The 23313-nt window shown below is 33.5% G+C and carries 23 protein-coding genes; 15 read left to right on the top strand and 8 right to left on the bottom strand.

From position 1 onward, the window contains the following. Positions 1 to 7: 7 nt before the first annotated feature. The gene (locus FDY99_RS07395; protein WP_115948681.1) at positions 8 to 640 is read left to right on the top strand and encodes a trimeric intracellular cation channel family protein; all 633 of its coding nucleotides are present in this window, start codon (positions 8 to 10) and stop codon (positions 638 to 640) included. Positions 641 to 645: 5 nt separating this feature from the next. Continuing rightward, positions 646 to 1179 (top strand): hypothetical protein, encoded by a 534-nt coding sequence (locus FDY99_RS07400; protein ID WP_139420395.1) that lies wholly within the window; start codon positions 646 to 648, stop codon positions 1177 to 1179. Between the two features lie 47 nt (positions 1180 to 1226). On the opposite strand, the gene FDY99_RS07405 is transcribed toward FDY99_RS07400, so the two are convergent. Then, complete coding sequence (locus FDY99_RS07405; RefSeq protein WP_079463891.1) at positions 1227 to 1793, bottom strand: hypothetical protein; 567 nt, start codon at positions 1791 to 1793, stop codon at positions 1227 to 1229. 111 nt (positions 1794 to 1904) lie between these two features. Continuing rightward, a complete protein-coding gene (locus FDY99_RS07410) occupies positions 1905 to 2396 on the bottom strand; it encodes a dihydrofolate reductase (protein ID WP_074231088.1) in 492 nt (163 codons plus the stop codon). Between the two features lie 162 nt (positions 2397 to 2558). Between FDY99_RS07410 and FDY99_RS07415 the strand changes: the two genes are divergently transcribed. The 5 genes from FDY99_RS07415 to FDY99_RS07435 all read left to right on the top strand — a co-directional run bounded on the left by FDY99_RS07415 (position 2559) and on the right by FDY99_RS07435 (position 6989). Then, positions 2559 to 3167, top strand: coding sequence for a LemA family protein (locus FDY99_RS07415; RefSeq protein WP_066677561.1), 609 nt, complete (start codon positions 2559 to 2561; stop codon positions 3165 to 3167). Further along, on the top strand, positions 3164 to 3595 hold the full coding sequence (locus tag FDY99_RS07420; protein WP_115948685.1) for a TPM domain-containing protein: 432 nt from the start codon (positions 3164 to 3166) through the stop codon (positions 3593 to 3595). Before FDY99_RS07415 ends, FDY99_RS07420 begins: the two co-directional genes overlap by 4 nt. Continuing rightward, the gene (locus tag FDY99_RS07425; protein WP_139420397.1) at positions 3576 to 4379 is read left to right on the top strand and encodes a TPM domain-containing protein; all 804 of its coding nucleotides are present in this window, start codon (positions 3576 to 3578) and stop codon (positions 4377 to 4379) included. Before FDY99_RS07420 ends, FDY99_RS07425 begins: the two co-directional genes overlap by 20 nt. 206 nt (positions 4380 to 4585) lie before the next feature. After that, a complete protein-coding gene (locus FDY99_RS07430) occupies positions 4586 to 5107 on the top strand; it encodes an NAD(P)H-dependent oxidoreductase (protein ID WP_102979266.1) in 522 nt (173 codons plus the stop codon). 1 nt (position 5108) lies between these two features. Beyond that, positions 5109 to 6989, top strand: coding sequence for a monovalent cation:proton antiporter-2 (CPA2) family protein (locus tag FDY99_RS07435; RefSeq protein WP_139420399.1), 1881 nt, complete (start codon positions 5109 to 5111; stop codon positions 6987 to 6989). 1 nt (position 6990) lies between these two features. On the opposite strand, the gene FDY99_RS07440 is transcribed toward FDY99_RS07435, so the two are convergent. After that, positions 6991 to 7800, bottom strand: a complete 810-nt coding sequence (locus tag FDY99_RS07440) for a head GIN domain-containing protein (RefSeq protein ID WP_139420401.1) — start codon at positions 7798 to 7800, stop codon at positions 6991 to 6993. A gap of 231 nt (positions 7801 to 8031) precedes the next feature. Between FDY99_RS07440 and FDY99_RS07445 the strand changes: the two genes are divergently transcribed. Then, positions 8032 to 10173, top strand: a complete 2142-nt coding sequence (locus FDY99_RS07445) for a M3 family metallopeptidase (RefSeq protein WP_139420403.1) — start codon at positions 8032 to 8034, stop codon at positions 10171 to 10173. Positions 10174 to 10269: 96 nt separating this feature from the next. Beyond that, entirely contained in the window at positions 10270 to 10647 is a 378-nt protein-coding gene (locus FDY99_RS07450; protein ID WP_139420405.1) for a YchJ family protein, read from the top strand. 251 nt (positions 10648 to 10898) lie between these two features. On the opposite strand, the gene FDY99_RS07455 is transcribed toward FDY99_RS07450, so the two are convergent. Next, positions 10899 to 11399 (bottom strand): FKBP-type peptidyl-prolyl cis-trans isomerase, encoded by a 501-nt coding sequence (locus FDY99_RS07455; RefSeq protein WP_074231077.1) that lies wholly within the window; start codon positions 11397 to 11399, stop codon positions 10899 to 10901. A 105-nt stretch (positions 11400 to 11504) separates the two neighbouring features. Beyond that, on the bottom strand, positions 11505 to 11756 hold the full coding sequence (locus FDY99_RS07460) for a VF530 family protein (protein WP_139420407.1): 252 nt from the start codon (positions 11754 to 11756) through the stop codon (positions 11505 to 11507). A gap of 122 nt (positions 11757 to 11878) precedes the next feature. Between FDY99_RS07460 and FDY99_RS23160 the strand changes: the two genes are divergently transcribed. Beyond that, on the top strand, positions 11879 to 12031 hold the full coding sequence (locus FDY99_RS23160) for a hypothetical protein (protein WP_167494295.1): 153 nt from the start codon (positions 11879 to 11881) through the stop codon (positions 12029 to 12031). Positions 12032 to 12047: 16 nt separating this feature from the next. Here the strand turns inward: FDY99_RS23160 and FDY99_RS07465 are convergent, their stop codons facing one another. Beyond that, entirely contained in the window at positions 12048 to 12911 is an 864-nt protein-coding gene (locus FDY99_RS07465) for a hypothetical protein (RefSeq protein ID WP_185148717.1), read from the bottom strand. An 82-nt stretch (positions 12912 to 12993) separates the two neighbouring features. Here FDY99_RS07465 and sbcD point away from each other — a divergent pair, with 82 nt between their 5' ends. The 3 genes from sbcD to FDY99_RS07480 all read left to right on the top strand — a co-directional run bounded on the left by sbcD (position 12994) and on the right by FDY99_RS07480 (position 17951). Next, positions 12994 to 14205, top strand: a complete 1212-nt coding sequence (gene sbcD, locus FDY99_RS07470; RefSeq protein ID WP_139420409.1) for a metallophosphoesterase family protein — start codon at positions 12994 to 12996, stop codon at positions 14203 to 14205. A 222-nt stretch (positions 14206 to 14427) separates the two neighbouring features. Further along, entirely contained in the window at positions 14428 to 17466 is a 3039-nt protein-coding gene (locus tag FDY99_RS07475; RefSeq protein WP_139420411.1) for an AAA family ATPase, read from the top strand. Positions 17467 to 17504: 38 nt separating this feature from the next. Next, positions 17505 to 17951, top strand: a complete 447-nt coding sequence (locus tag FDY99_RS07480) for a PH domain-containing protein (protein ID WP_139420413.1) — start codon at positions 17505 to 17507, stop codon at positions 17949 to 17951. A 42-nt stretch (positions 17952 to 17993) separates the two neighbouring features. On the opposite strand, the gene FDY99_RS07485 is transcribed toward FDY99_RS07480, so the two are convergent. Together FDY99_RS07485 and FDY99_RS07490 are read right to left on the bottom strand one after the other, a co-directional pair. Then, positions 17994 to 19013 (bottom strand): LLM class flavin-dependent oxidoreductase, encoded by a 1020-nt coding sequence (locus FDY99_RS07485; RefSeq protein ID WP_139420415.1) that lies wholly within the window; start codon positions 19011 to 19013, stop codon positions 17994 to 17996. 92 nt (positions 19014 to 19105) lie between these two features. Beyond that, positions 19106 to 19681, bottom strand: coding sequence for a TetR/AcrR family transcriptional regulator (locus tag FDY99_RS07490; RefSeq protein WP_102979254.1), 576 nt, complete (start codon positions 19679 to 19681; stop codon positions 19106 to 19108). A gap of 401 nt (positions 19682 to 20082) precedes the next feature. Here FDY99_RS07490 and clpB point away from each other — a divergent pair, with 401 nt between their 5' ends. Continuing rightward, on the top strand, positions 20083 to 22677 hold the full coding sequence (gene clpB, locus FDY99_RS07495) for an ATP-dependent chaperone ClpB (protein WP_139420417.1): 2595 nt from the start codon (positions 20083 to 20085) through the stop codon (positions 22675 to 22677). Positions 22678 to 22852: 175 nt separating this feature from the next. Next, a complete protein-coding gene (locus tag FDY99_RS07500) occupies positions 22853 to 23308 on the top strand; it encodes a hypothetical protein (protein ID WP_139420419.1) in 456 nt (151 codons plus the stop codon). The last annotated feature ends 5 nt before the right edge of the window (positions 23309 to 23313 follow it).

The following is a 23313-nucleotide window of genomic DNA, read 5'->3' on the forward strand; positions in this document are numbered from 1 at the left end:
ATCAAAAATGCACGAACAAATCAATTTTGCAATAGAAATTCTCGGTACGATATCATTTTCGATGTCGGGAAGTTTTGCCGCAATGCAGAAAAGATTAGACCCGTTCGGAGTTTTGATTATAGCCTTCGTCACTTCAGTTGGCGGTGGAACAGTGAGAGATTTATTGCTCGACATTCCTGTTTTTTGGATGCACGATCTCCTGCTGTGTGGAGTGATTTTGGTAACCTGCATTTTTTCGATGATATTTAAATCTATTGAGAAAAATTTTAAAGTAACTTTATTTATTTTCGATAGCTTCGGACTGGGATTATTTACCATTATTGGTGTTCAGAAAGGATTGAACGCAGATATCCATCCTTTAATTTGCATCGGACTTGGAACCATTACCGGCTGTTTCGGTGGAATTATCCGGGATATTTTACTCAATAGAATTCCTTTAATTTTCAGAAAAGAAATTTATGCAAGCGCCTGTATTATTGGTGGAGCAATATTTTTGCTATTGACCACTTTTACCAGTCTGTCTTATACAGTTATCCAAATCTTCACTATTTTATTGATTGTTGCCATTAGAACATTAGCTGTAAAATACCATTGGCAAATGCCTAAATTTTATGGTTACGAGAATAATTCTGAAATGTAAACTTTGTGAAAAAAGCACTCTTCCTACTCGCTTTATCCATATTATTTTCTTGTAACAATGAAAGTAAATTTAATCTTGAAAAAGATCTCTATCAATTTTCAGAAAAAATGGAAAATGGAGATACCTTGGAGGTTTATGTTAATCTTTCAGCATGTATGTTTGCTGCATCTGAAAGATATAATTTCTTAAAAGAAAATGACACCTTATATTTAGAAACCCATTCCGAAATAAGCTCATTTGAAAAGAAGCAACAAACTTTGCCCAAAATCATTTATCCTTTTAAACCCAACAATTCTTTTTCTTTTGAAAATTATTTTAAATATTTAAAAAACGAAAATAAAGCTAAACGGAAATATGGTTCATCCTTGGTAACAGTTTATTATCCTAATAAAGATCAGACACAATATTTCAATGATGACGGTTTAGGTGATAAGTTCACGAAATTGGATAAACTCTCTTTAATTAGAAAAAGACTTTATCCCAATGACAAATTCTTTGAAACGCCAGAACCTCCTCCTCCACCTCCGTCCAGAAAATAAAAAATGTACTAAAATCAATTAGTGCATTTTTTATTATTTTATATTTTTTAAAACTTCCCTCTATTTCTCATATTAGGATTGTGCATATGCTTTTGCATGGTTGGCATTTTCAACTGGTCTTTCAGCATTTTGATCTGATCGGCCATCATCCCTGCAGAATCTAGTCTTTTTGCTTCTTCCAATAGTTTTTGCCCTTCCTGTCTTCTTCCTTTAGAAATTGCTCCAGCTGCCAAATTAAGCGTCGCCATGGCACGGTCATGTTTCATATTCAAACCATAATCCAAAGCTTTTTTCATCAAAGGTTCCACTTGTGTAGGATGTTCCTGAGCTAAAACCAAACCTTGTAAATAATGGTAATATCCGTACTGGTTTTTATGAAGTTCAGTTTTATAATCTTTAATATTATTTAAAAACTTTGAAGCTTTAATCATGTCTTGTTTTCTCAACTGCCAAAAAGCTAAAAGAATATTTTCGTTCTTAAAAAATAAGAAAATCGGCAATGCAGCCAAAAGGAAAATCACAATTCCCCAGCCTAAATTCCTTGTGAAAAACATCATATAAAGACCTCCGATAATCAGAAGTGCTGCAACTATGACTTTTATGTACTTATTCATTATTAAATTTTAGAAGTGCAAAGATAGGAAATTTGGTTGTTAGTTTTTAGTGGATAGAGGACGGTTTCTAATTAAATTTCCACACATTAAAAATCTATCAACCGACAACTATTAACCATTAACCTTTTCATACGTCTGAAAGCAGAAATCGTATTGATTTTTCTCGTCTTTTTCATGACAGATTTCTCCTGTTTTTTTCCAAATCTTTTCGTTAATCTTTGGAAAATAGGTGTCAGCTTCCAAATTTGCTTTTACCAACGTTACTTCAAGACGGTCTGCTATTTCCATGGTTTGTTCGTAGACATTTCCGCCTCCAATGATGAAAATATTTTCATCAATTTTTTTTGCAAACTTCACCGCTTCTTTAAGACTTCCAACAATTAAAACCCCTTCCTGAAACCAGTTTTTCTTTCTTGAAACAACAATATTGGTACGGTTGGGAAGTGCTTTTCCTATGCTTTCATAAGTTTTTCTTCCCATAATAATCGGGTGTCCCGAAGTTAAGTCTTTAAAATGTTTTAAATCTTTCGGAAGATGCCACAATAACTGATTACCAGAACCAATCTCGTTTTTCTCTCCCATTGCCACCACAATTGTTGTCATTCAATAAATTTTCTGCAAAATTAGCACTTAATTTGTATATTTGGTTAGCACAAAAAATAATAAAAAATTAAAATTATGAAATCGCCATTTCAAAATTTTCAAAAATGCATTCATAAAGATGGGCGATTGCATATGACTATTTAAAACATTAAAAATTCACATATGAAAAATAAAGGCTGCCTGAGCGCCGGAACCATCGGCATTGCTCTTCTTATTATCGTTGGAGTACTTTTTTTCTGGGGAAAAAACGGTTACAACAACTTTGTAGCACAGGAACAAAAAGTTGATGCAAAATGGTCTAACGTACAAACGGTATATCAGAAAAGAGCCAACTTAATTCCTAATTTGGAAAGAACGGTAAAATCATATTCAAAATTTGAACAGGAAACATTAACGAAAGTTGTGGAAGCTCGTTCAAAAGCAACTTCTATTAATATCAACCCTACTAATTTAACGGAAGAAGATATGGCGAAATTCCAGGCTGCACAAGGTGAACTTTCCGGAGCATTGAGCCGATTAATGGCGGTGGTAGAATCTTATCCGAATCTGAAAGCAGATCAGCAATACATCAATTTCCAAAGAGAATATATTGCCATAGAAAACAGCATCAGAACAGAAACAGTATATTACAACGATGCTGCGAGAGATTATAATATTTCGATTAAACAGTTCCCTAATAATATTTTGGCAAACTTTACCAATTTCAAAGAAAAACCTTTATTTAAAGCACAAACCGGAGCTGAAAATGCACCAAGCGTATTTACAGAATAATGAATCGTTTTTTAACAGATAAACAGATTACTTCTCTTGTAGAAGCCATCCAATCGGCAGAGCAGCATTCTACCGGAGAAATTCGTGTACACATTGATTCTACATCAAATAATCAGATTGCGGCAACTGCTTTCGAGGTATTTAAAGAACTTTGTAAAGATAAAACTGCAGAAAAAAATGCGGTGCTTTTTCATGTTAATTTTGAGAAAAAATACTTAACAATTATCGGTGATACAGGAATCCACGAAAAAGTACATCAGTCTTATTGGGATTATCTGCATGATTATATTACGTCAGAGTTTGCAAAAGGTCATTTTTATCAGGCTTTAAAAAGTGGAATTCTGGAAACCGGTTTAGAATTAAAAAAACATTTTCCAATAAAAGGAGAAAATCACAACGAATTACCCAATGAGATTACATTCTCTTAAAATAGTTTTTACACTCATTTTCATTTGCTGTTATGGTTTTTTATCAGCACAGTACACTATTCCTGAAAAACCTGCAGTTTTATACCCTGTTTATGACGAGGCTAATTTACTTACAGCGCAGGAAAAAAATGAACTGAATAATAAACTCATCAAATTCGCAGATTCTACCTCAACGCAGATTGAAATTATTATCATTCCATCCACAAAAGGTGAAGATGTTAATTATTTGGCAACGATGTTTGGCGAAAAATGGGGAATCGGCCAGAAAGATGTAGACAACGGAGTTGTTTTTCTGATTGCTAAAGACGACAGAACGATGTCGATTCAGCAAGGAAGAGCAGTTGAGCAGTATTTAACTGCCTCAGTTGCCGGACAAATTTTAGATTATATCGTTACTCCCAATTTCAGACAGGGAAAATGGTACGAAGGCATCAATGGCGGAACCAATGCCATCATGGAAGCGGTTCAGGGAAAATTTAAACCGATTGCTACCAAGAATAAATCTGGAGACATAAGTGTTACAAAATTACTCGTTATTGCTTTCTTTATTTTCATTATTCTCGCTATCTTTTTCGGAAATCGAGGTGGTGGAAACGATGATGATGGCGACATTACTATAAGTCGAAGAGGACGAAGAAATTATCCAGGCGGATTTTTCCCATTCCCTTTCCCGGGAAGTTTTGGAGGCGGATTCGGTGGTGGAAGTTCTCGTGGCGGTGGCGGTTTTGGAGGATTCGGCGGCGGCGGAAGTTTTGGCGGTGGCGGAGCTTCTGGTGGATGGTAAAAAAAATAAAGTATGAAACTTCCGTCACATGAAACTTTTCTTATCATTATCAGCTCCCAAGAAGGAAAAGTAATTAAGCTTACCCACGGAAAATAATTTTTAATTCTAATCTTTAATTCTCTTTTTCTCAATTAAAATTTAATTAAACTTATTATAATTATTCATATTTCACTCAATTTTCATTATTTTTACTGAAAACGGGGTCTATGAAAAAAACGCTGGTGGTTTTTGCCCATCCTTATCTGGAACATTCAAACTCAAATGTAGAGTTAATTAATTTCTATGTTCGGCATCAGCATTTTACCCTTCGTGATTTGTACGAAGAATATCCCGATTTTCATATTGCGGCTTTCAGAGAACGGAAAAGGCTTCAGAATTATGACCGATTTATTTTTCAGTTTCCTATTATTTGGTTCGGAATTCCACCGTTGTTAAAATTGTGGATTGATGAAGTGTTTGACAGAAACTGGATTAAAGAAGGCGAAAATAATCCGCTTGAAAACAAAGAAGTGTATATCGTTGTAACAACCGGCGGAAAAGAAAAATCCTTTTCAAAAGAAGGAACTTATAAATATACTATCGAAGAAATAATCAGCGGATTAATTGTTTCTTTAAAAGTTTTTAATGCTAATATCAAAGATATTACCATCGTTTATGAAGCCAATAAACTATCAAAAAAAGAAATCATTTTACAGAAAAAGAAATTTGTAGAAACCCTAAATCAATAATATGGAATCTAGCTTAGCGATGAACACTTTACTCTTTTTGGGCGTTGCCATTATTATGGTTCCGCTCGCAAGAAAATTAGGTTTAAGCTCAGTGATTGGTTATATTTTAGGTGGAATTATCATCGGACCGTATGTTTTAAAACTAACAGGACGTGATGTCGACGGAATTATGCACGCCAGTGAATTTGGTGTCATCATGCTTCTATTTTTGGTTGGACTAGAATTGGAACCCAGGAAATTTTGGGAAATGCGAAAGAAAATTGTCGGTCTCGGTCTTACTCAGATGACTCTCACCATTTCGCTACTTTTCCTGATCTTTTTTTTAGCTGGCTGGAAAATCGATAGAGCCATTACGATTGCGATGTGTTTTGCATTATCATCAACAGCAATTGTTTTACAGACTTTACAGGAAAAAAATAATCTTAAAACCACCGCCGGTGAAGCATCTTTTTCCACGCTTTTATTTCAGGATATTGCTGTCATCCCTATTTTGGCGATTTTACCTATCATTGCGAATTACAAAGCAAGACATCATGATAATGAAGTTCAGATTTTAATTCAGAAACTTCCGGAATGGCTTCAGGCAGGAACCGTAATTTTCGGAGTTGTTATTTTAATTTTATTGGGTCGGTATGTTTTTGTCCCTTTTTTAAGATACGTTTCAAAAGCAGGAATGACGGAACTATTAACCGCTTCTTCCCTATTTTTAGTGATAGGAGTTTCAGAATTAATGGTTGCCATCGGATTATCTCCCGCTTTAGGAGCATTTTTAGCAGGTGTCATGTTGGCAAACAGTGAATTCCGCCATGAATTGGAAGCACACATTGATCCATTTAAAGGACTTCTTCTCGCAGTATTTTTTGTAAGTGTAGGTTCTACGATGAATTTTAACGTCATTGCACAAGATCCTGTATTCATTTTCAGCACTGTTTTTGTGGTTTTAGCCGTAAAGTTTTTTGTGCTTTTTGCGATCGGAAAATTCTTTAAAATTGATACTCCTCAAAGTTTATTCTATGCTTTTGCACTTTCTCAGGTCGGAGAATTTGCTTTTGTCTTGATCAATTACGCTTCCGATCTTTATCTATTCAATGCCGAAATGAATGCTCAAATGATGGCAATCACCGCCATTACAATGTGTATAACCCCTATTCTTTTAATTATTAATGACAGACTGATTACTCCTAAATTCATCAAAGAAATTCCGGAAGTAAAATCAGATTTTGATATTCTTGATGGCAATATTTCTCAGAAAAAAATCATCATTGTAGGTTTTGGACATTTTGGAAGCACTGTAGGAAGACTTCTTAAAGCCAATAAAATCTCGGCAACCGTTCTCGACAGAGATTCTGATAGAGTGAAATTATTAAGAAGCTACGGTTTTAAAGTCTATTACGGAGACGCAACAAGAATTCCCGTCTTGAGAGCTGCAGGAATTGAAGAAGCAGAAATTTTGGTTTTATGTCTTGACGATCCCGATGATAATAGATTTGTTGCAGAACTGGTTCGTGAGCAATATCCTAATGTGAAAATATTTGTACGCGCTAAAAACAGGATTGATGCATACGAGTATTTAGACAAAGGAATTGATAATATTTACCGTGAAACATTAGGAACCGCAGTAGAAATGGCCGTTGATGTTTTGCAGGAAACCGGAATGCGAAAATACGCAGCACGACGTCTTGGACAAAGATTTATGGCAATCGATAAAGCCTCAATCCGAAAACTGGCAAAATCAAAAGATGATGAAGATATGCGTCTTTTTACCACAAAAGAACTCCTCCAGCGAGAGGAGGAGTTGTTGGCTTATGATAATTTAAATTTTGAAAATAAAGACTGGGAAACCTCATCTGCAGATGATGATGATGAAGAGACCCAAGAATAAATTATTGAATATCTACGCTTCCACCGCTGCTTTCTTCTTTGGTTACGGTAGTTACATTTCCTTTTTTGTGTCCTTTTATACTTCCACCTGAAGATGCATGACCTTCAAATTTTGAAGAAACACCGATTTCTACACTCGCTCCACTTGACGCTTCAGCTTTCACATTTTCAGCAACCACATCCTTTGCAGAAATACCGCTTCCTGAAGATGAAGTAAGATTTGCATTTTTAGTTTTTCCGGATATTGTAACATCTGCTGCAGAAGAAGCCTCAATATTAAGGTTTACCGCCCAGATTTGTCCTTTGAAAGTAGCGCTGCTTCCTGCATCAATATCTAGATCATTTGCTTCAAGTTTTCCTGAAATATGAGCTGCACTAGAAACCTCAACATCTGTTTTTTCCTGAGTGAACTGATCTCTTACAATAATGATAGCAGCAGAGTTTGCTTCAAGTTTTTTAAAATCTTTAGCATAAATTTTAGCTTTCACATTATTGGTATTCATTACACGTACTCCTGTTTTGTAGTGAATATGAAGTTCGCCGCCATTGTTATCCACCAAAACTTCGTCAATAATATTTGCAGGGGCAGAAATCACTACTCTTTCAACATCAGATTTAATAATCTCTGCTTCAATAGCCTGAGAAACTTCAATTTCGTTAAAATCGCCTTTAAATTCTTTTTGTTTTAGAGATCCGTGATCTTTATTGGTAACGTCGGGTAACCAAGTTGATTTGCCTTCTTTGTTCTCATTTTTTTTGCAAGAAGTGAAAATCACTAATCCTGAAAGAAGTAAAATTGCTGTATATTTCATAGTTAAATATTTTATTTTTTTTAAAGAACATATTCAATCGCTTCATCTTCATCAGTGTTTCAGTATGAAAAATCATAGCGATTTCATGTTTTAATGTTTAGAAGTTTAGTTTTTAATATCTTTATACTTTAATAACAACTAAATTATAAAATCTCTTACAATTGACAATAAAAACAATTTTTAAAATCAAAAGAGATTCTATATGACTTTTAAAATAATAAATATCTGCCCATGAAACACATTTCATCAGCATTGTTAATTTCTGCTTTGGCATTCAATTACTCTTGTACCACAATGAAAACAAACGACATAAAACAGGAAATGCCTGTTCCTGATGCTTCGCTTTCTTCAAATCCTTTTATGAAGAAAAGCAAACTTCAGTATGAAACTCCCGAGTTTGATAAAATTAAAAACGAACACTTCAAACCTGCATTTCAATTTGGATTAAAACAGCACGATGCTGAAATTCTGAAAATCGCCAACAATAGCGAAGCGGCAACTTTCGAAAACACTATTGTTGCATTAGAAAAAAGTGGCGAAGTTCTAAAAAGAACCACAATTACATTTTCAAATCTTACAAGCGCAAATACCAATCCTACTTTGCAGGCTTTGGACGAAGAATATGCACCCATTTTTGCAGCGCATTCTGATAAAATGTATCTGAATGAAAATCTGTATAAAAGAATAAAATCGATCACAGAAAATGGTTTAGACTCTGAAAGCAAAAGATTACTGCAGTTCTACAAGCAGAATTTTGAAATCGCAGGAGCTAATCTTTCTTCTGCCGACAAAGAAAAATTAAAGCAGGTAAATCAGGAATTGGCATCACTTTCCACTCAGTATTCTAACAAATTATTGGAAGCGAGAAAGCAAGGTGGCGTTTTCTTTTCTGATGCTAAAGAATTAGACGGACTCTCAACAGATGAAATTGAAGCTGCAGCAAGCGATGCAAAAACTGCAGGACAACCGGGAAAATATCTTTTGGCTTTACAAAATACAACTCAGCAACCTCTTTTGCAAAATCTTACCAACAGAGCAACAAGAGAAAAACTGTTCAAAGCATCTTGGCAAAGAGCTGAAAAAGGCGATGCCAACTACACGAGAGAAACGATTGAAAAATTAGCGAAACTTAGACTTAAAAAAGCTCAGATTTTAGGCAAAAAAAGTTTTGCAGAATGGAAATTGCAGGATCAAATGGCTAAAAATCCTGAAGCTGCAGTAAAGCTGATGAACCAGGTTGCAAATCCTGCGGTAGAAACAGCAAAACGTGAAGCAAAAGACATTCAAGATCTAATTGATCAGCAAAAAGGAGGTTTCAAAGTAGAACCTTGGGATTGGAATTTCTATGCTGAACAAGTAAGAAAAGCAAAATTTGATTTAGATGAAAACCAGATCAAGCCTTATTTTGAAATTACAACCGTTTTGGAAAAAGGTGTTTTCTTCGCTGCAGAAAAATTCTATGGATTAACTTTTAAGAAAAGAACAGATCTTCCGGTTTATCATCCTGATGTTGTAACTTATGAAGTTTTCGATCATGACGGAAAATCTATTGCAATTTATTACCTAGATTTCTACACAAGAGATTCTAAAAGCGGTGGAGCGTGGATGAGCAACTACGTTGAGCAATCGTATTTATTGGGAACAAAACCTGTAATTGTAAAATGTTATAATTATCAGAAACCAGCTCCGGGAAAACCTTCTTTAATCAGTTATGATGATGTTTCAACGATTTTCCATGAGTTTGGTCACTCTATCCACGGAATGTTTGCAAGCCAGAAATATCCTTCACTTTCAGGAACCAATGTACCGAGAGATTTCGTAGAATTTCCTTCTCAGATCAATGAACACTGGGCTTTAGATCCGGTAGTTTTGAAAAACTATGCTCTTCATTACGAAACAAAACAACCTATTCCACAGGCTTTGGTTGATAAAATTAAAAAAGCATCAACATTTAACCAAGGTTATATGACGACCGAATTGGTTTCTGCAGCAGCTTTGGATATGGATTGGCATTCTGTGACTAACGAAGGTCAATTGCTTCCTGTTTTACATTTTGAAAAACAATCATTAAATAATCACGGATTTACTTTAGCTACTGTTCCTCCGAGATATCATACTCCTTATTTTGCACACATTTGGGGCGGTGGTTATTCTGCAGGATATTACGCTTATTTATGGTCTGAAACTTTAGATAATGACGCGTGGGAATGGATTAAGAATAATGGCGGTCTTACAAGAGAAAATGGTGACCGTTTCAGAAAATACATTCTTTCTGTAGGAAATTCTGTAGATCTTAATCAGGCATTCAGAGATTTCACAGGACATGATCCGGATATTAAGCCGTTGTTGAGAAACAGAGGTTTTATTAAATAAATTTTTAGAAGCATTCTTTGGAATGTTTCTTTTTTTATCATTAATTTTAATTATCAAAAACTTTTAAGACTTTTGTAACTGATAAAATCAAAAGAAATGAACTGTCCTTGTTGCTCCGGAAAAACATACGAAGAATGTTGCAAACCTTATCATGTTGGAGAAAAATACGCACCAACTGCAGAAGCTTTGATGCGCTCAAGATTTTCCGCATTTGCAATTCCGAATGGAAAATATTTAATGGAAACAACTTCTCCCAGCAAAAGGCAATTCCACAATACAAAAGATTTGCAGGAATGGGGAGAAATCAATGAATGGACAAAACTTGAAATTGTAAATAAACCTTCAATGAATAAAGTAGAATTCAAGGCACATTACACTGATGAAGATGGAGAAAAACAAATGCATCATGAATTATCTACATTTAAAATGATTCAAAACCGATGGTATTATTTAACTGGAGAATTTCTAGAATAATTTGTTGGTAAACCGCAAAGGCGCAAAAAAATTTACTTTAATTATATTTTAAGGCGCAAAGATTTTATCAAAGATAAAATTGAAAAACCCTAAATTTTGAAAATCTTTGATTTTCAGCTTATATGTTCTAAAATATTTTCAAGTATTAAACTTAAACTAACGTATCTAATATGTTTAAAAAAACTTTTACGTTTTAATCAAAAAATGTCCGATTAAAAAATCGGACATTCATATTTTATTTTAAATATTTCTTAGTGAGCCTCGTTTCCGTCAATTCCATGAGCGTGACCGTGAGACAACTCCTCTTCTGTTGCAGGACGAGTGTTTAAAATTTCCACCTGGAAATCTAAAACTTTTCCAGCCATTGGATGGTTAAGATCTGCTACAACAACTTCCGGAGTAACTTCTACTACAAAAGCCTGGAAATTATTTCCTTGGTTATCAGATAAAGGTAAAATAGCTCCGATTGGCGGAACTCCAGATTCTGCAAACATATCGATTGGCAATTGTGCGATAGCATCATCTTGCTTTTCACCGTAAGCTTCTTCCGGCTGAATTACAAAAGCAGCAGTATCACCAGCTTTCAAACCGTGGATATTTTGCTCAAACTTTGGAATCATCATTCCCAAACCATATAAAAATGTAAGTGGATTTTCTGCAGTTGTTTCTTCTACAAGAGTTTTAGTTCCATCCTCTTCGATAGTGTGAAGAATATACTTTACAGCTACCACATGATTGTTTTCGATTGTCATATTTTTTCTTTTTTTCGTGAATTCCTATCACGATTAACGGCACAAATATACTGTTTTTGAAAGAATTGATTAAGAAATTACATGTAAAGAATAATCTTCAACATATTACTTCCTATCTTTTGATTCTTCCCTTTTTTTCTGTCTTAAAACATACAGATACAGACTTTCAACTTTCGCTCTTGCCCAGTCTGTTTTTCGTAAAAACTTCAATGACGAATTGATACTCGGATTATCTGTAAAGCATTTGATATTGATTTGTTTTCCCAATTCCTCAAAGCCCTGATAATATTCTACCAACTCTTCAAGAATGGCATCAAGTCTTTTTCCATGTAAAGGATCTTTTGATTTTTCTTCCATAACGCAGTAAAATTAAAATATTTTATCAGACTTATCTACTAAAATTGTTTAAACTCTTAATCTTTAGTATTTTTGATGAAGGTATTTCTTATCTATAAAAATTACTCATTCCGACAATCAATATGAGCAAAAATAACGAAGCTAACAGGAAGAAAAATAAAAAGAAAATCAATCAGAAAAAACGTAAAATACAAAATGCAGAAGCAGAAAGAAAAGCACGTTTAAAACAAATTCGAGAAGACTTTAAAGCAAGAGAAGCTGATTCTAAACTATAAATCCGTTTAGACTTTATTAATTTGCATCCTCTGCATTTTCTTTCGAATCTGTCTTATTCTTATTTCTTTCCAGAATATTTTCTGCCATTTTTTTATAATCTTCAGTTTTCATAATAACAATATTGTTATTTGAATTCCAAATACTTGTGAATTTTTTAGAAATAGTAATATAACTTCCCCAATCTGTAAGATTCTGATAGAGCATTAACGTGCAAATATCTGTAGGTGTAATCGTCTGCCAATTTTCAATAACATGAGAATGGACTCCACTTATTGTTTTTCCTATTTTTTCATCATTAATATTTTGAGCGATCATGCTGTTATGAAGCTTTTCAACATTTTTAACTTCATTTTTATTATTAAAAGTAATCAAATAATCATTTCCAAAAATAACAACATTATCTACAGATGGACCAGTTAAAACATATACCTTTTTTACATTTTTTTTGATGAGAGGAACGATATTAAAGCTTGTATTTTTATAAGATTTAAATATTGTATCTGTTTTAATTCTCGCTAAAGCATTCTGTCTTATAGTAAAATACTCAGCTTCTGTAGGTGTAAAATTTCTCTCTTTCAAATCAAGCTTTGCATTTTGCGGATTATAATTTGTGGGAAAGGCAATCGTTCCAATAACCTTGCTTTCTTTTGAAAAGAAAATACATTTGGGAACAGAATCATCTATATAAGAAAAGTATCCTCCAACATTTTCCATTTGTTCATAATTAGCTTTGAAAACATCTGTTCCATACCAACTTGCCATTTCGCTGCGGTACAAAGCAATTCCTTCTTCATTAATTTCTTTCGAAAGTTTTTCCAGATTTTGAGCTTGAAAAGAAACTGCAAACAAAATAAAAAGTACAGTAATAATATTTTTCATACAATTAGTTTTTCCAAAAATAGGGAATAACATTTTTATTTAGAAATTTTACTTTGCCTTTTTAGTTTCTTACATTTACATTATGAAAATCCTCCACACCGCCGATTGGCATTTGGGTAAACGTCTCGACCGTTTTTCTAGATTAGAAGAACAGGTTTTAGTGATGAACGAAATTGTTGACATCGCAGATCGTGAAAATGTTGATCTGGTTTTGATTGCCGGAGATTTATTCGACAACTTTAATCCGAGTGTTGAGGCGACGGAACTTTTTTATAAAACTTTGAAGAGTTTATCATTAAATGGAAAGCGTCCTGTTATTGCGATTTCCGGGAATCATGATTCGCCAAGTTTGATTGATGCACCCGATCCTTTAGCGCGCGAATGCGGTATTATTTTAATCGGACATCCAAAAGCGACAATCAATCCTTTTGAACTTGAATATTTCAAAATTTCAAAATCAACAGAAGGTTTTATTGAATTGGAATTTAAAAATCAAAATTTCCCAGTCAGAATTTTGCACACTCCTTATGCAAATGAGGTTCGTTTAAAAGAATATTTTGGAGAGAATAAAGAAGAGGAACTCAATAGAGTTTTAGCCGAAAACTGGAAAAAAACGGCTGATGAATTTTGCGATCAAAACGGTATTAATCTTTTGATAACACATTTGTATATGAACAAAAAAGGCGCTCCGATTTTGGAAGAACCGGAAGGTGAAAAACCAATTAAAATTGGAAATGCAGATCTTGTTTTTTCAGATATTATTCCGCAGCAGATTCAATATACAGCTTTAGGACATTTGCATGGTTTTCAAAATATAGGAACTGATGAAAAGCCTGTTGTCTATTCATCTTCGCCTTTGTGTTACAGCTTTAGCGAAGCCGGACAAACGAAATATGTTTCCATTATTGAAGCTGAACCCAATAAAAATGTTTCATTTGAGAAGATCGCTTTACAAAGCGGTAAAAAACTCGTCAGAAAAACGTTTGACTCCATTGAAAATACAATTGAATGGCTGAAAGAAAACCCAAATACTTTAGTTGAATTGACCTTAGAAAGTGAAACTTTTTTAAAAGCCGAAGAGAGAAAACTCATCTATCAATCGCACAGCGGAATTGTACATCTCATTCCGAAAGTTAAAAATCAGGGTTTTAATGAAAATCAATTAAGTGAAATCAACCTAAGTCAGGATATTCAGACTTTGTTCAACAATTATTTTAAATCTAAAAACGGCGGTCAGGAAGCCAATGAAGAACTCATTAATTTGTTTAACGAAATTGTTAGTTCTGATAAATAATATATTTTATTAAACCATTAAGAAGTTTCAGGTTATAAGGTTTTTAAGGGTCTTTTTAAATTTTACTTAAAAGTTCTTTTTGTCATTCTGAATGAAATTTTGCGAAGCATTATGAAATGAAGAATCTTTTAAAATACAAATATTTAAGATTTTTCGACTCCACTTCGTTGCGCTCAAAATGACAACAATGCAATATTAATTTTTGAAATCAAACATAACATTATGATTCCAATTCAACTGACTTTAGAAGGTCTTTATTCTTATCAGGAACGTCAGAAAATCAATTTTGAAAATCTTACGGAAGCAGGTCTTTTCGGAATTTTCGGTTCTGTCGGTTCCGGGAAATCTTCTATTTTGGAAGCCATTTCTTTTGCGTTGTACGGCGAAACGGAGCGTCTCAATTCAAGAGACAAACGTGCTTACAATATGATGAATTTGAAATCGAATAAATCTTACATTGAGTTTGATTTCATCAATTTTGAAAACAAAAAATTCCGTGCTACAAGAGAGTTTAAACGTAATTCTAAAAATTTTGAAGATGTAAAGACTCCGAGCGTTACTTTCTATGAATGGAAAAATGAAAACTGGATTCCTTTGGAACATTCCAATGCTGAAAAACTCATTGGTTTGAGTTATGCCAATTTTAAGCGAACCATTATTATTCCTCAAGGTCAGTTTAAAGAATTTTTAGAATTGGGCGCGACGGACAGAACGAATATGATGAAGGAAATTTTCAGCCTTCAGCGTTTTGATCTGCAGAATAATGTTTCGGTTTTAAACTCAAAAAACAGATCAGAACTGGATCAGTTAGAAGGGCAATTGAAGGGTTTTGAAGAAGTTAACGAAGAGCAAATTTTGATTCAGAAAGACAATTTAAAAATTGAGCAACAAAAATTTGAAGATGCAAAAATTCAGTTTAAAAAAATTGAAGAAAAATATATTAAACTAAAAAGTCTAAAAGAGGATTTTGAAATTTTAAATCAGAAAAAATCTGAGTTTGAAAAACTGAATCAACAGAAAACAGAAATCGATATTTTAGAAACAAAAACTGAAGTATTCGACAAAGTTTTCAGAATTTTCACGCCATTAATTTCTGAAAAAAATAAGTTTCAGAAAGAAATTTCAGAACAACAGAAAAATAAAGAAGTTCAATTTAAAATTGTACAGGAAACTGAAATTCGGTTTGAAGATGTAAAAAATAAACTTTCTGCAATTCAACCAAAGTATGAAGCATTAAATCAATCTAAAACTCAGGAAAATGATCTGAGCTTGATTCTACAAATGCAGAAATTTTCGGGAGAAATTGAAACCTTAAAAGAAAGAACAAAAAAAGGTTCTGAAAAAGTAAAAGAGGTTGAAACCCATCAGAAATTAGTCCATCAAAAAATTGAAGACCTTTCTAAAAATGCAGAACTTTTAAAACCTAAAAAATTAGATTCCACTTTACTTTTAAATGTCGGAAACTGGTTTACAGAAAAGAAAAGATTAAATGAAAATTTACAAAATCAGACTGGAAAAATTGATTCAATAAAAATTGAAATTGGAAAAATATCAGAAGGCTTAAAACCTTTTGAAATCAATCCTGAGACTTTTAGAAATGATTTTAAAACTCAAATTGAAACTTTAGAAAATCAGAAAAAAACACTTTCTGAAAAGCGAAATCATCTAGAAGTGCAGCAAAAACTGGCTCACTTTGCCAACGAACTGCACGACGGAGAATCTTGTCCGCTTTGTGGCGCTTTGGAACATCCGAATATTGTAGAATTTGATGATGTGAATTCTGAATTAAATGAAATTCAGAAAAAGATTGATCAACTTGAAATTCAAAAAGATCAGATTCAAAAACAATCTTTAGAAATTGAAAAAATTCTTGATCGAAAAAAGATTTTTGAGGAACAACAGAAATCAGAAGAAGAAAATTTAAAGCAAATTCAAACTCAAATTGAAGAACATTTAAAAAACTTTAGCTGGACAGAATTTAATCCTGAAAATCAAAATGATTTTGAAGAAAAAAGACAACAATCTTTCGCTATTGAAAAGCAGATCGATGAACTGAATCAGCAAATCGGTCTGGAACAAAAAAATCTTGAAAAAGAGCGAGAAAATCTAGATAATTACAATAAAGCTTTAGAAAAATTCAGGCTTGATGAGGCGAAAAAAGAAGAGCAAATCAAGACCAATGAAACTAATTTAAAAGTTTTAAGCTGGCTTGATTACGAGAAAAAACCAATCCTTGAAACCGAAGAAATTTACAATAAATTATCGCAATCGAATCGTGAAACTGAAGAAAATTATCAAAAACTAAATAAGGAAAAAGAAGAAATTTCACCAAAATTAGCTGAGCAAAAAACAATTGTTAACCAATTAGAAAAACGAATTTCAGAATTGGAAAAAGAAATTTCTGATAATAAAACCCTGATTGAAAATTCTTTATCAGAACAGAAATTCAGCACTTTAGAAGAAACCCTGCAAATTCTTGCACAGGAAATTAATGTTCAGGAAACAAGAAATCAGATTCAGCAATTCAGAATTCAATTTGAAATTGTAAAAAACAACATTCTCAATCTGGAAGCCAAACTCAAAGATTTTTCTTTTGATGAAGAACAGTTTGCAGAAACCGAAAATCAATTCAAAGCTTTTGAAAATGATTTAAAAATAGTCAATGATTCTGTGGTAAAAATCGCCACTGAAATTGAAAGACTTGAAAAAGAATTCAAGAAAAAAGAAGATTTGCTAACGAATTTATCTCAACTTCAAAAGCGTGCAGAAAATCTGAAGATTATGACCAATCTCTTTAAGGGAGCCGGTTTTGTACAATATGTTTCGTCAATTTATCTTCGTCAATTGTGTGATCATGCGAATGTACGTTTTCATCGGATGACAAGAAATCAGTTGAGTTTACAGTTGAACGAAAGCAATGATTTTGAAATTATCGATTATCTGAATGAAGGACGCAGTCGAAGTGTGAAAACGCTTTCCGGAGGGCAGGCTTTTCAGGTTTCGCTGAGTCTGGCTTTGGCTTTGGCAGAAAGTGTACAAACGAATGCGCAATCTGAGAAAAATTTCTTTTTCATCGATGAAGGCTTCGGAACTCAGGATCTGGAATCTGTGAATATCGTATTTGAAACGTTGATGAATCTTCAGAAAGAGAACAGAATTGTGGGAATTATTTCGCACGTTGAAGAACTGAAAGAAAAAATTCCGGTTTCTCTGAATATTACAAAAGATGAAGAACGGGGAAGTTTGATTGAGATTGTTTAATATTTAGTCTTTTTATTTACTTTTGAATTTTAATTACCATGCAAAATTTACCACTTATTTTAAAACCCGGAAAAATAAAAAATATAATTCTTATTCTCATCAGTACTGCTTTTATAGTTTTAGGAATTTCACTTTTAGAAAAAAATATGCTGATTGCAGTTTTAAATATTTTCTTCTTCGGGATCTGTCTTATTATTTTTGTAATCAATATGATTCCCAATTCATCTTACCTTAAAATTGATGAAACAGGAATTGAAATGAAAAATCTTTTCAAAACAACCTTCATTCCTTGGCAGGCTGTGAGTGGTTTTAAAACTAAATTTATTTTCGTTAATAGATTGGTCACTTTTACCATCGATGAAAAACTTCTTGAAAACTCTAAAATGAAAGGAAAAACCGGAGCTTTTCCAGATACGTACGGAATGTCTGCGAAAAATTTAGCCAATCTTCTGAATGAATATAAAGCCAAGTTTGATACAGTATAAATCATAAAAAGCTCCGTTGAAATATTCAACAGAGCTTTAAATTTATTTTAATTGTGGAGCCACTTTTTCTCCAAACAACTCAATAGATTTCATCATTACATCATTCGCAGGATCTCCTACATCCATATGACCGATAAATCTTGTAATCCCGAAAATCTCTTTCATGTAATTGATTTTATCGGCAACTTCATTGGCATTTCCGATGAATAAAGCACCATCCTTATTCCTTCCGCCTTCATACTGCATTTTTGTATAAGGGGACCAACCTCTGGAAGCTCCAATGCGATCCATCTGAGATTTATAATTATGAAAATATCCGTCTACAACTTCTTTTTCATCACTTACAAAAGTGTGTGAATGAATGGCAATCTGCATTTTAGCTTCATCATGTCCTGCTTTACGATATTCCTGCTTATAGAATTCGATTAAATTTTTAAACTGAATCGGCATTCCGCCAATAATTGCCACCACTAAAGGCATTCCTAATTGTGCGGCACTTAAAACCGATTGTGGAGTTCCGCCAACTGCTCTCCAAATTGGAAGTTTCCCGTTATTTTTTGCTCTTGGATAAACGGTTTGATTCTGCATCGGAGCACGAAGTTTACCAGACCATGAAACGTTTTCTTCTGAATTTATTTTTAATAAAAGTTCTAATTTCTCATCAAAAAGTTCTTCATAATCATTTAGAGAATATCCATAAAGTGGAAAAGATTCAATGAAACTTCCTCGTCCGACAAAAATCTCTGCTCTTCCATCAGAAATTAAATCTAATGTGGCAAAATCTTCGTAGACTTTTACTGGTTCAGATGAGCTCAAAACCGTTACTCCACTTGCTAATTTTATATTTTTTGTAATACTTGCAGCGGCAGCCAAAACGATTTCAGGTGAAGAAACGGCATAATCTGCACGGTGATGTTCACCCAATGCGAAAACATCGATTCCTACCTCGTCCATTAATTTTACCTGCTCAAGAATTTCTCTGATTTTAATTCCTGCATTTCTATATTTTCCGGTAGTCTGATCAAAAGCCAAGTCACCAAACATTCCTATTCCTAATTCCATATTTTTGTTTTTTTTAAGATAGAACAAAAGTAAGGGAACGAAATATCAAAAACATTGATGAATGATAAGATTGACGATTTTAAGTTTTTAAATTATTTTTGATTTCCCAAGAGACCAAAAAGCAATTTATCTCTTATCTCATTGGTAATTTCAGAAGTTGATTCTATATTTCTTTTAAACCAGAAATAAGAATTATTTAGGGTATGAAGAATAAATCTTGTTGTAAAAGCAGAAGATTTCAGTTCCCAGTTTTCAGCCTGATAAATTTCAGAAATGAGTTGCTCTACTTCCTGCTGATAATTTTTTCTTAATTCAATAAATTCAGGCAATCTTTCTTCCAAATGTTTCCATTCATTAGAATAAATGTGCGTAACATCACGGTTTTTAAGAACAACCGATAAATGTTTATCTAAAAAAAGATTAAGCTTTTCCTGCGGAGAAACATTTGTATTTTTTACTTCCTGAAGTTCTGCAAAAAACTCATGTGCAACTCCAAAGCAAATCCACTCAAGAATTTCTTCTTTAGAACGGATGTGTGCATATAATGATGCCGCTTTTATATTTAGTTTCGTGGCAAGATCCCTTACCGAGCTGCCCATATACCCTTTCTCTTTGAAAAGTTCTACTGCGACTTCGAGTATTTTGATCTGTTTTTCTTTTAACTCCATAGGTTGAGTGCAAAAGTAATTATTCTGATTTTAATATTCTGATTTTCATGTAATCATTTAATACAATCTTGCTAAATTTTAAAACACTCTATTTTCCACTTTTTGTTGAATCATATTTCCCTAACTTTCAGTTTATTCTTTGAAATCGGAAATTTTGTCTTCTCAAAATAGATTCAAAAATGAATATTTCGGAAATTTTGTCCTTTATTTTTAAAAATTTAATAATTGAACAGTTTTTGAGATATACTTCTCGAATTAAATGATTGAATCAGATTGAAGGACATCAGACTTTAGATTAGATTTAAAAAAATAATATTTATTCAAGTCTTTATGGTTTGAAATTTGATGTCTAAAATCTGTAAATACAAGCAAAATAATAAAAACCAAAAAATACATAAAATATGAACTTAAATCAATATACCGTAAAATCACAAGAAGCCATCCAAGCTGCACAACAAGTAGCCATGGAATTTGGCAATCAAAGCATAGAACCTCAACATTTATTGGAAGGAATTTTTCAGGTGGATGAGAATATATCGCCTTTCTTATTAAAAAAATCTGAAGCAGATGCCAATTTGGTAAGAGAGCGCAACCGCGAAAATTTAGAAAAACTTCCGAAAGTACAAGGAGGGAATATTTATCTTTCTCAATCCGCAAATAAAGTTTTGTTGGATGCGCCCAATATCGCTAAAAAGATGGGTGATGAATTCGTAACGATTGAACATTTATGGCTTTCTCTTTTAGAAACCAGTTCAGAAGTTTCGAAAATACTGAAAGATATGGGCGTGACCAAAAGTCTTTTGGAAGGCGGAATTAAAGAATTAAGAAAAGGAAGTACTGCCACATCTGCAAGCTCAGAAGAGACGTATCAATCCTTAAAAAAATATGCAAAAAACTTCAACGAATTAGCAGCAGAAGGAAAATTAGATCCTGTAATCGGGCGTGATGAAGAAATCAGAAGAGTTTTGCAGATTCTTTCGAGAAGAACAAAAAACAACCCTATTCTGATTGGTGAACCCGGAGTTGGTAAAACCGCCATTGCGGAAGGAATTGCACATAGAATTATCAGCGGAGATATTCCTGAAAACCTGATGGATAAAACATTGTATTCATTGGATATGGGAGCATTGATTGCCGGTGCAAAATATAAAGGAGAATTTGAAGAAAGATTAAAATCCGTTGTAAATGAAGTAATAAAATCTGACGGACAAATCATTCTTTTCATCGACGAGATCCATACTTTGGTTGGAGCCGGAGGTGGTGAAGGCGCAATGGATGCTGCCAACATTTTAAAACCTGCTTTGGCAAGAGGAGAATTAAGAGCGATCGGTGCAACCACTTTAAATGAATATCAAAAGTATTTTGAAAAAGATAAAGCATTAGAAAGACGTTTCCAGAAAGTGATGGTGGAAGAACCTGATACAGAATCTGCAATTTCCATTCTTCGTGGAATTAAAGATAAATACGAAGCTCACCACAAAGTAAGAATCAAAGATGAGGCAATTATTGCGGCGGTGGAAATGTCTCAACGATATATTTCGGACAGATTTTTACCGGATAAAGCGATTGACTTGATTGATGAAGCTTCAGCAAAGTTGAGAATGGAAATCAATTCAAAACCTGAAGAATTGGATGTTCTCGACAGAAAATTAATGCAGATGGAAATTGAATTGGCTGCCATTTCAAGAGAAGGCAATCAGACGAAAATTGACCATTTAAAAGAAGACATCTCGAAAATTTCTGAACAGAGAAACGAAATTAATGCTAAATGGCTGAAAGAAAAACAAAAATCTGAGGATTTAACACAGATTAAAAAAGATATTGAATCTCTGAAACTGGAAGCAGAAAGAGCTTCAAGAGCTGGAGATTACGCAAAAGTTGCTGAAATTCAGTATGGAAAAATTAAGGAGAAAGAAGATGCTTTGCAGAAACTTGAACTGGAGATGCAAAACCATCAGAATGAATTAATTAAAGAAGAAGTTACGGCTGATAATATCTCAGAAGTGATTGGAAAATGGACAGGGATTCCTGTTACCAAATTGCTTCAATCTGAAAGAGAAAAATTATTGCATCTTGAAACCGAACTTCATCACAGAGTGGTTGGTCAGGAAGAAGCTATTGAAGCGGTTGCAGATGCGATAAGAAGAAACAGAGCTGGACTGAGCGACGAGAAAAAACCAATCGGAAGTTTCTTGTTTTTAGGAACAACCGGTGTTGGTAAAACTGAGCTGGCAAAAGCTTTGGCTGAATTTTTATTCGATGACGAAAACAATATGACGAGAATCGATATGAGTGAATATCAAGAGCGTCATTCAGTTTCGAGATTGGTTGGAGCGCCTCCTGGGTATGTTGGTTACGATGAAGGCGGTCAGTTGACAGAAGCTGTGCGAAGAAGACCTTATTCAGTCGTACTTTTAGATGAAATTGAAAAAGCCCATCCGGATGTTTTCAATACTTTACTTCAAGTTTTGGATGACGGTCGTTTGACCGATAATAAAGGTAGAGTCGTTAATTTCAAAAATTCGATTATTATTATGACTTCGAATCTCGGTTCGCATATTATTCAGGAGAATTTTGAAAATATCACGGAAGAAAACCAAGACGAAATTGTAGCTAAAACGAAAATTGAAGTTTTTGATTTATTGAAACAAACGCTTCGTCCGGAATTCTTAAACAGAATTGATGAGACCGTATTGTTCCAACCTTTAAGAAAAAAAGAAATCGGAAAAATCGTTCAGTATCAGTTGAGAGGATTTAATGATATGCTTGCAAAAAGAAATATTATTATGACTGCAACGCAAGATGCTTTGAATTATTTGACTAACAAAGGTTATGATCCTGTTTTTGGAGCAAGACCTTTGAAGAGAGTGATTCAGCAGGAAGTTTTAAACAAATTATCACGAGAGATTCTTGCAGGAACGGTGAATGACGGTGACAGAATCACGCTTGATTATTTCGAAGAAACAGGTTTGGTTTTCAGACCAGCTGAAAAATAAGTAGTTTTTTTCATATATATTATTTTTAGTAAGTACCACAGATCTCATTCTGTGGTACTTACTTTTTTTAATGGAAAAATAAATTGCAAAGACAGGATTTACAGTGAAAAAACGGAAGACTTTAAGGAGTTTTTTTTGCAAATTTGTACAAAATATAACCATAAAACCTAAGAAAATGAACAACACCAACTTGAACAACCCAAATACACTTCCAGTAGATCTTATTCAAAATTTGGTAGACAATTACCGAAACAATCAATTGGATTGCATTAATCAAAATATGGCGATGGATGATGCACACTCTGTTTGGTTTGATTTACCAACGTTAAAAAGTTTTATTGCTGAAATAGAAACTCAGGCCCTAACAATCGATCCAAATGTAGAAAATGACGATTTGGGAATTCGTTTTTATTATGCAGCGTATCCTCAAGTGCCACAACAGCCCATTCCTTCTAATTATGCCAAAAAACATACTTTAGTAATGATTCCTACGAAAAAGAAAGAAAGTCTAAATTATGATTTTAATCCTTTCGAAGAAGGAAAAGCACTTGCAGTAACCGGAGAATTGGCTTTAGCTCAAAATCACGGAACTCTGGTTCCTCCAAGTACATCGATAGTAGAGTCTTATTAATCAAT

This window comes from Chryseobacterium mulctrae, from assembly GCF_006175945.1.
Lineage (GTDB): Bacteria > Bacteroidota > Bacteroidia > Flavobacteriales > Weeksellaceae > Chryseobacterium > Chryseobacterium mulctrae.

Bases quoted from the DNA above. Each gene is read 5' to 3' on its own strand.
- FDY99_RS07480 (WP_139420413.1), top strand. From the start codon at position 17,505: ATGCAAAATTTACCACTTATTTTAAAACCCGGAAAAATAAAAAATATA.
- FDY99_RS07430 (WP_102979266.1), top strand. From the start codon at position 4,586: ATGAAAAAAACGCTGGTGGTTTTTGCCCATCCTTATCTGGAACATTCA.
- FDY99_RS07425 (WP_139420397.1), top strand. From the start codon at position 3,576: ATGAGATTACATTCTCTTAAAATAGTTTTTACACTCATTTTCATTTGC.
- FDY99_RS07435 (WP_139420399.1), top strand. From the start codon at position 5,109: ATGGAATCTAGCTTAGCGATGAACACTTTACTCTTTTTGGGCGTTGCC.
- FDY99_RS07490 (WP_102979254.1), bottom strand. From the start codon at position 19,681: ATGGAGTTAAAAGAAAAACAGATCAAAATACTCGAAGTCGCAGTAGAA.
- FDY99_RS07445 (WP_139420403.1), top strand. From the start codon at position 8,032: ATGAAACACATTTCATCAGCATTGTTAATTTCTGCTTTGGCATTCAAT.
- FDY99_RS07485 (WP_139420415.1), bottom strand. From the start codon at position 19,013: ATGGAATTAGGAATAGGAATGTTTGGTGACTTGGCTTTTGATCAGACT.
- FDY99_RS07440 (WP_139420401.1), bottom strand. From the start codon at position 7,800: ATGAAATATACAGCAATTTTACTTCTTTCAGGATTAGTGATTTTCACT.
- clpB (WP_139420417.1), top strand. From the start codon at position 20,083: ATGAACTTAAATCAATATACCGTAAAATCACAAGAAGCCATCCAAGCT.
- sbcD (WP_139420409.1), top strand. From the start codon at position 12,994: ATGAAAATCCTCCACACCGCCGATTGGCATTTGGGTAAACGTCTCGAC.
- FDY99_RS07410 (WP_074231088.1), bottom strand. From the start codon at position 2,396: ATGACAACAATTGTGGTGGCAATGGGAGAGAAAAACGAGATTGGTTCT.
- FDY99_RS07475 (WP_139420411.1), top strand. From the start codon at position 14,428: ATGATTCCAATTCAACTGACTTTAGAAGGTCTTTATTCTTATCAGGAA.
- FDY99_RS23160 (WP_167494295.1), top strand. From the start codon at position 11,879: ATGAGCAAAAATAACGAAGCTAACAGGAAGAAAAATAAAAAGAAAATC.
- FDY99_RS07455 (WP_074231077.1), bottom strand. From the start codon at position 11,399: ATGACAATCGAAAACAATCATGTGGTAGCTGTAAAGTATATTCTTCAC.
- FDY99_RS07405 (WP_079463891.1), bottom strand. From the start codon at position 1,793: ATGAATAAGTACATAAAAGTCATAGTTGCAGCACTTCTGATTATCGGA.
- FDY99_RS07395 (WP_115948681.1), top strand. From the start codon at position 8: ATGCACGAACAAATCAATTTTGCAATAGAAATTCTCGGTACGATATCA.
- FDY99_RS07465 (WP_185148717.1), bottom strand. From the start codon at position 12,911: ATGAAAAATATTATTACTGTACTTTTTATTTTGTTTGCAGTTTCTTTT.
- FDY99_RS07450 (WP_139420405.1), top strand. From the start codon at position 10,270: ATGAACTGTCCTTGTTGCTCCGGAAAAACATACGAAGAATGTTGCAAA.
- FDY99_RS07500 (WP_139420419.1), top strand. From the start codon at position 22,853: ATGAACAACACCAACTTGAACAACCCAAATACACTTCCAGTAGATCTT.
- FDY99_RS07415 (WP_066677561.1), top strand. From the start codon at position 2,559: ATGAAAAATAAAGGCTGCCTGAGCGCCGGAACCATCGGCATTGCTCTT.
- FDY99_RS07460 (WP_139420407.1), bottom strand. From the start codon at position 11,756: ATGGAAGAAAAATCAAAAGATCCTTTACATGGAAAAAGACTTGATGCC.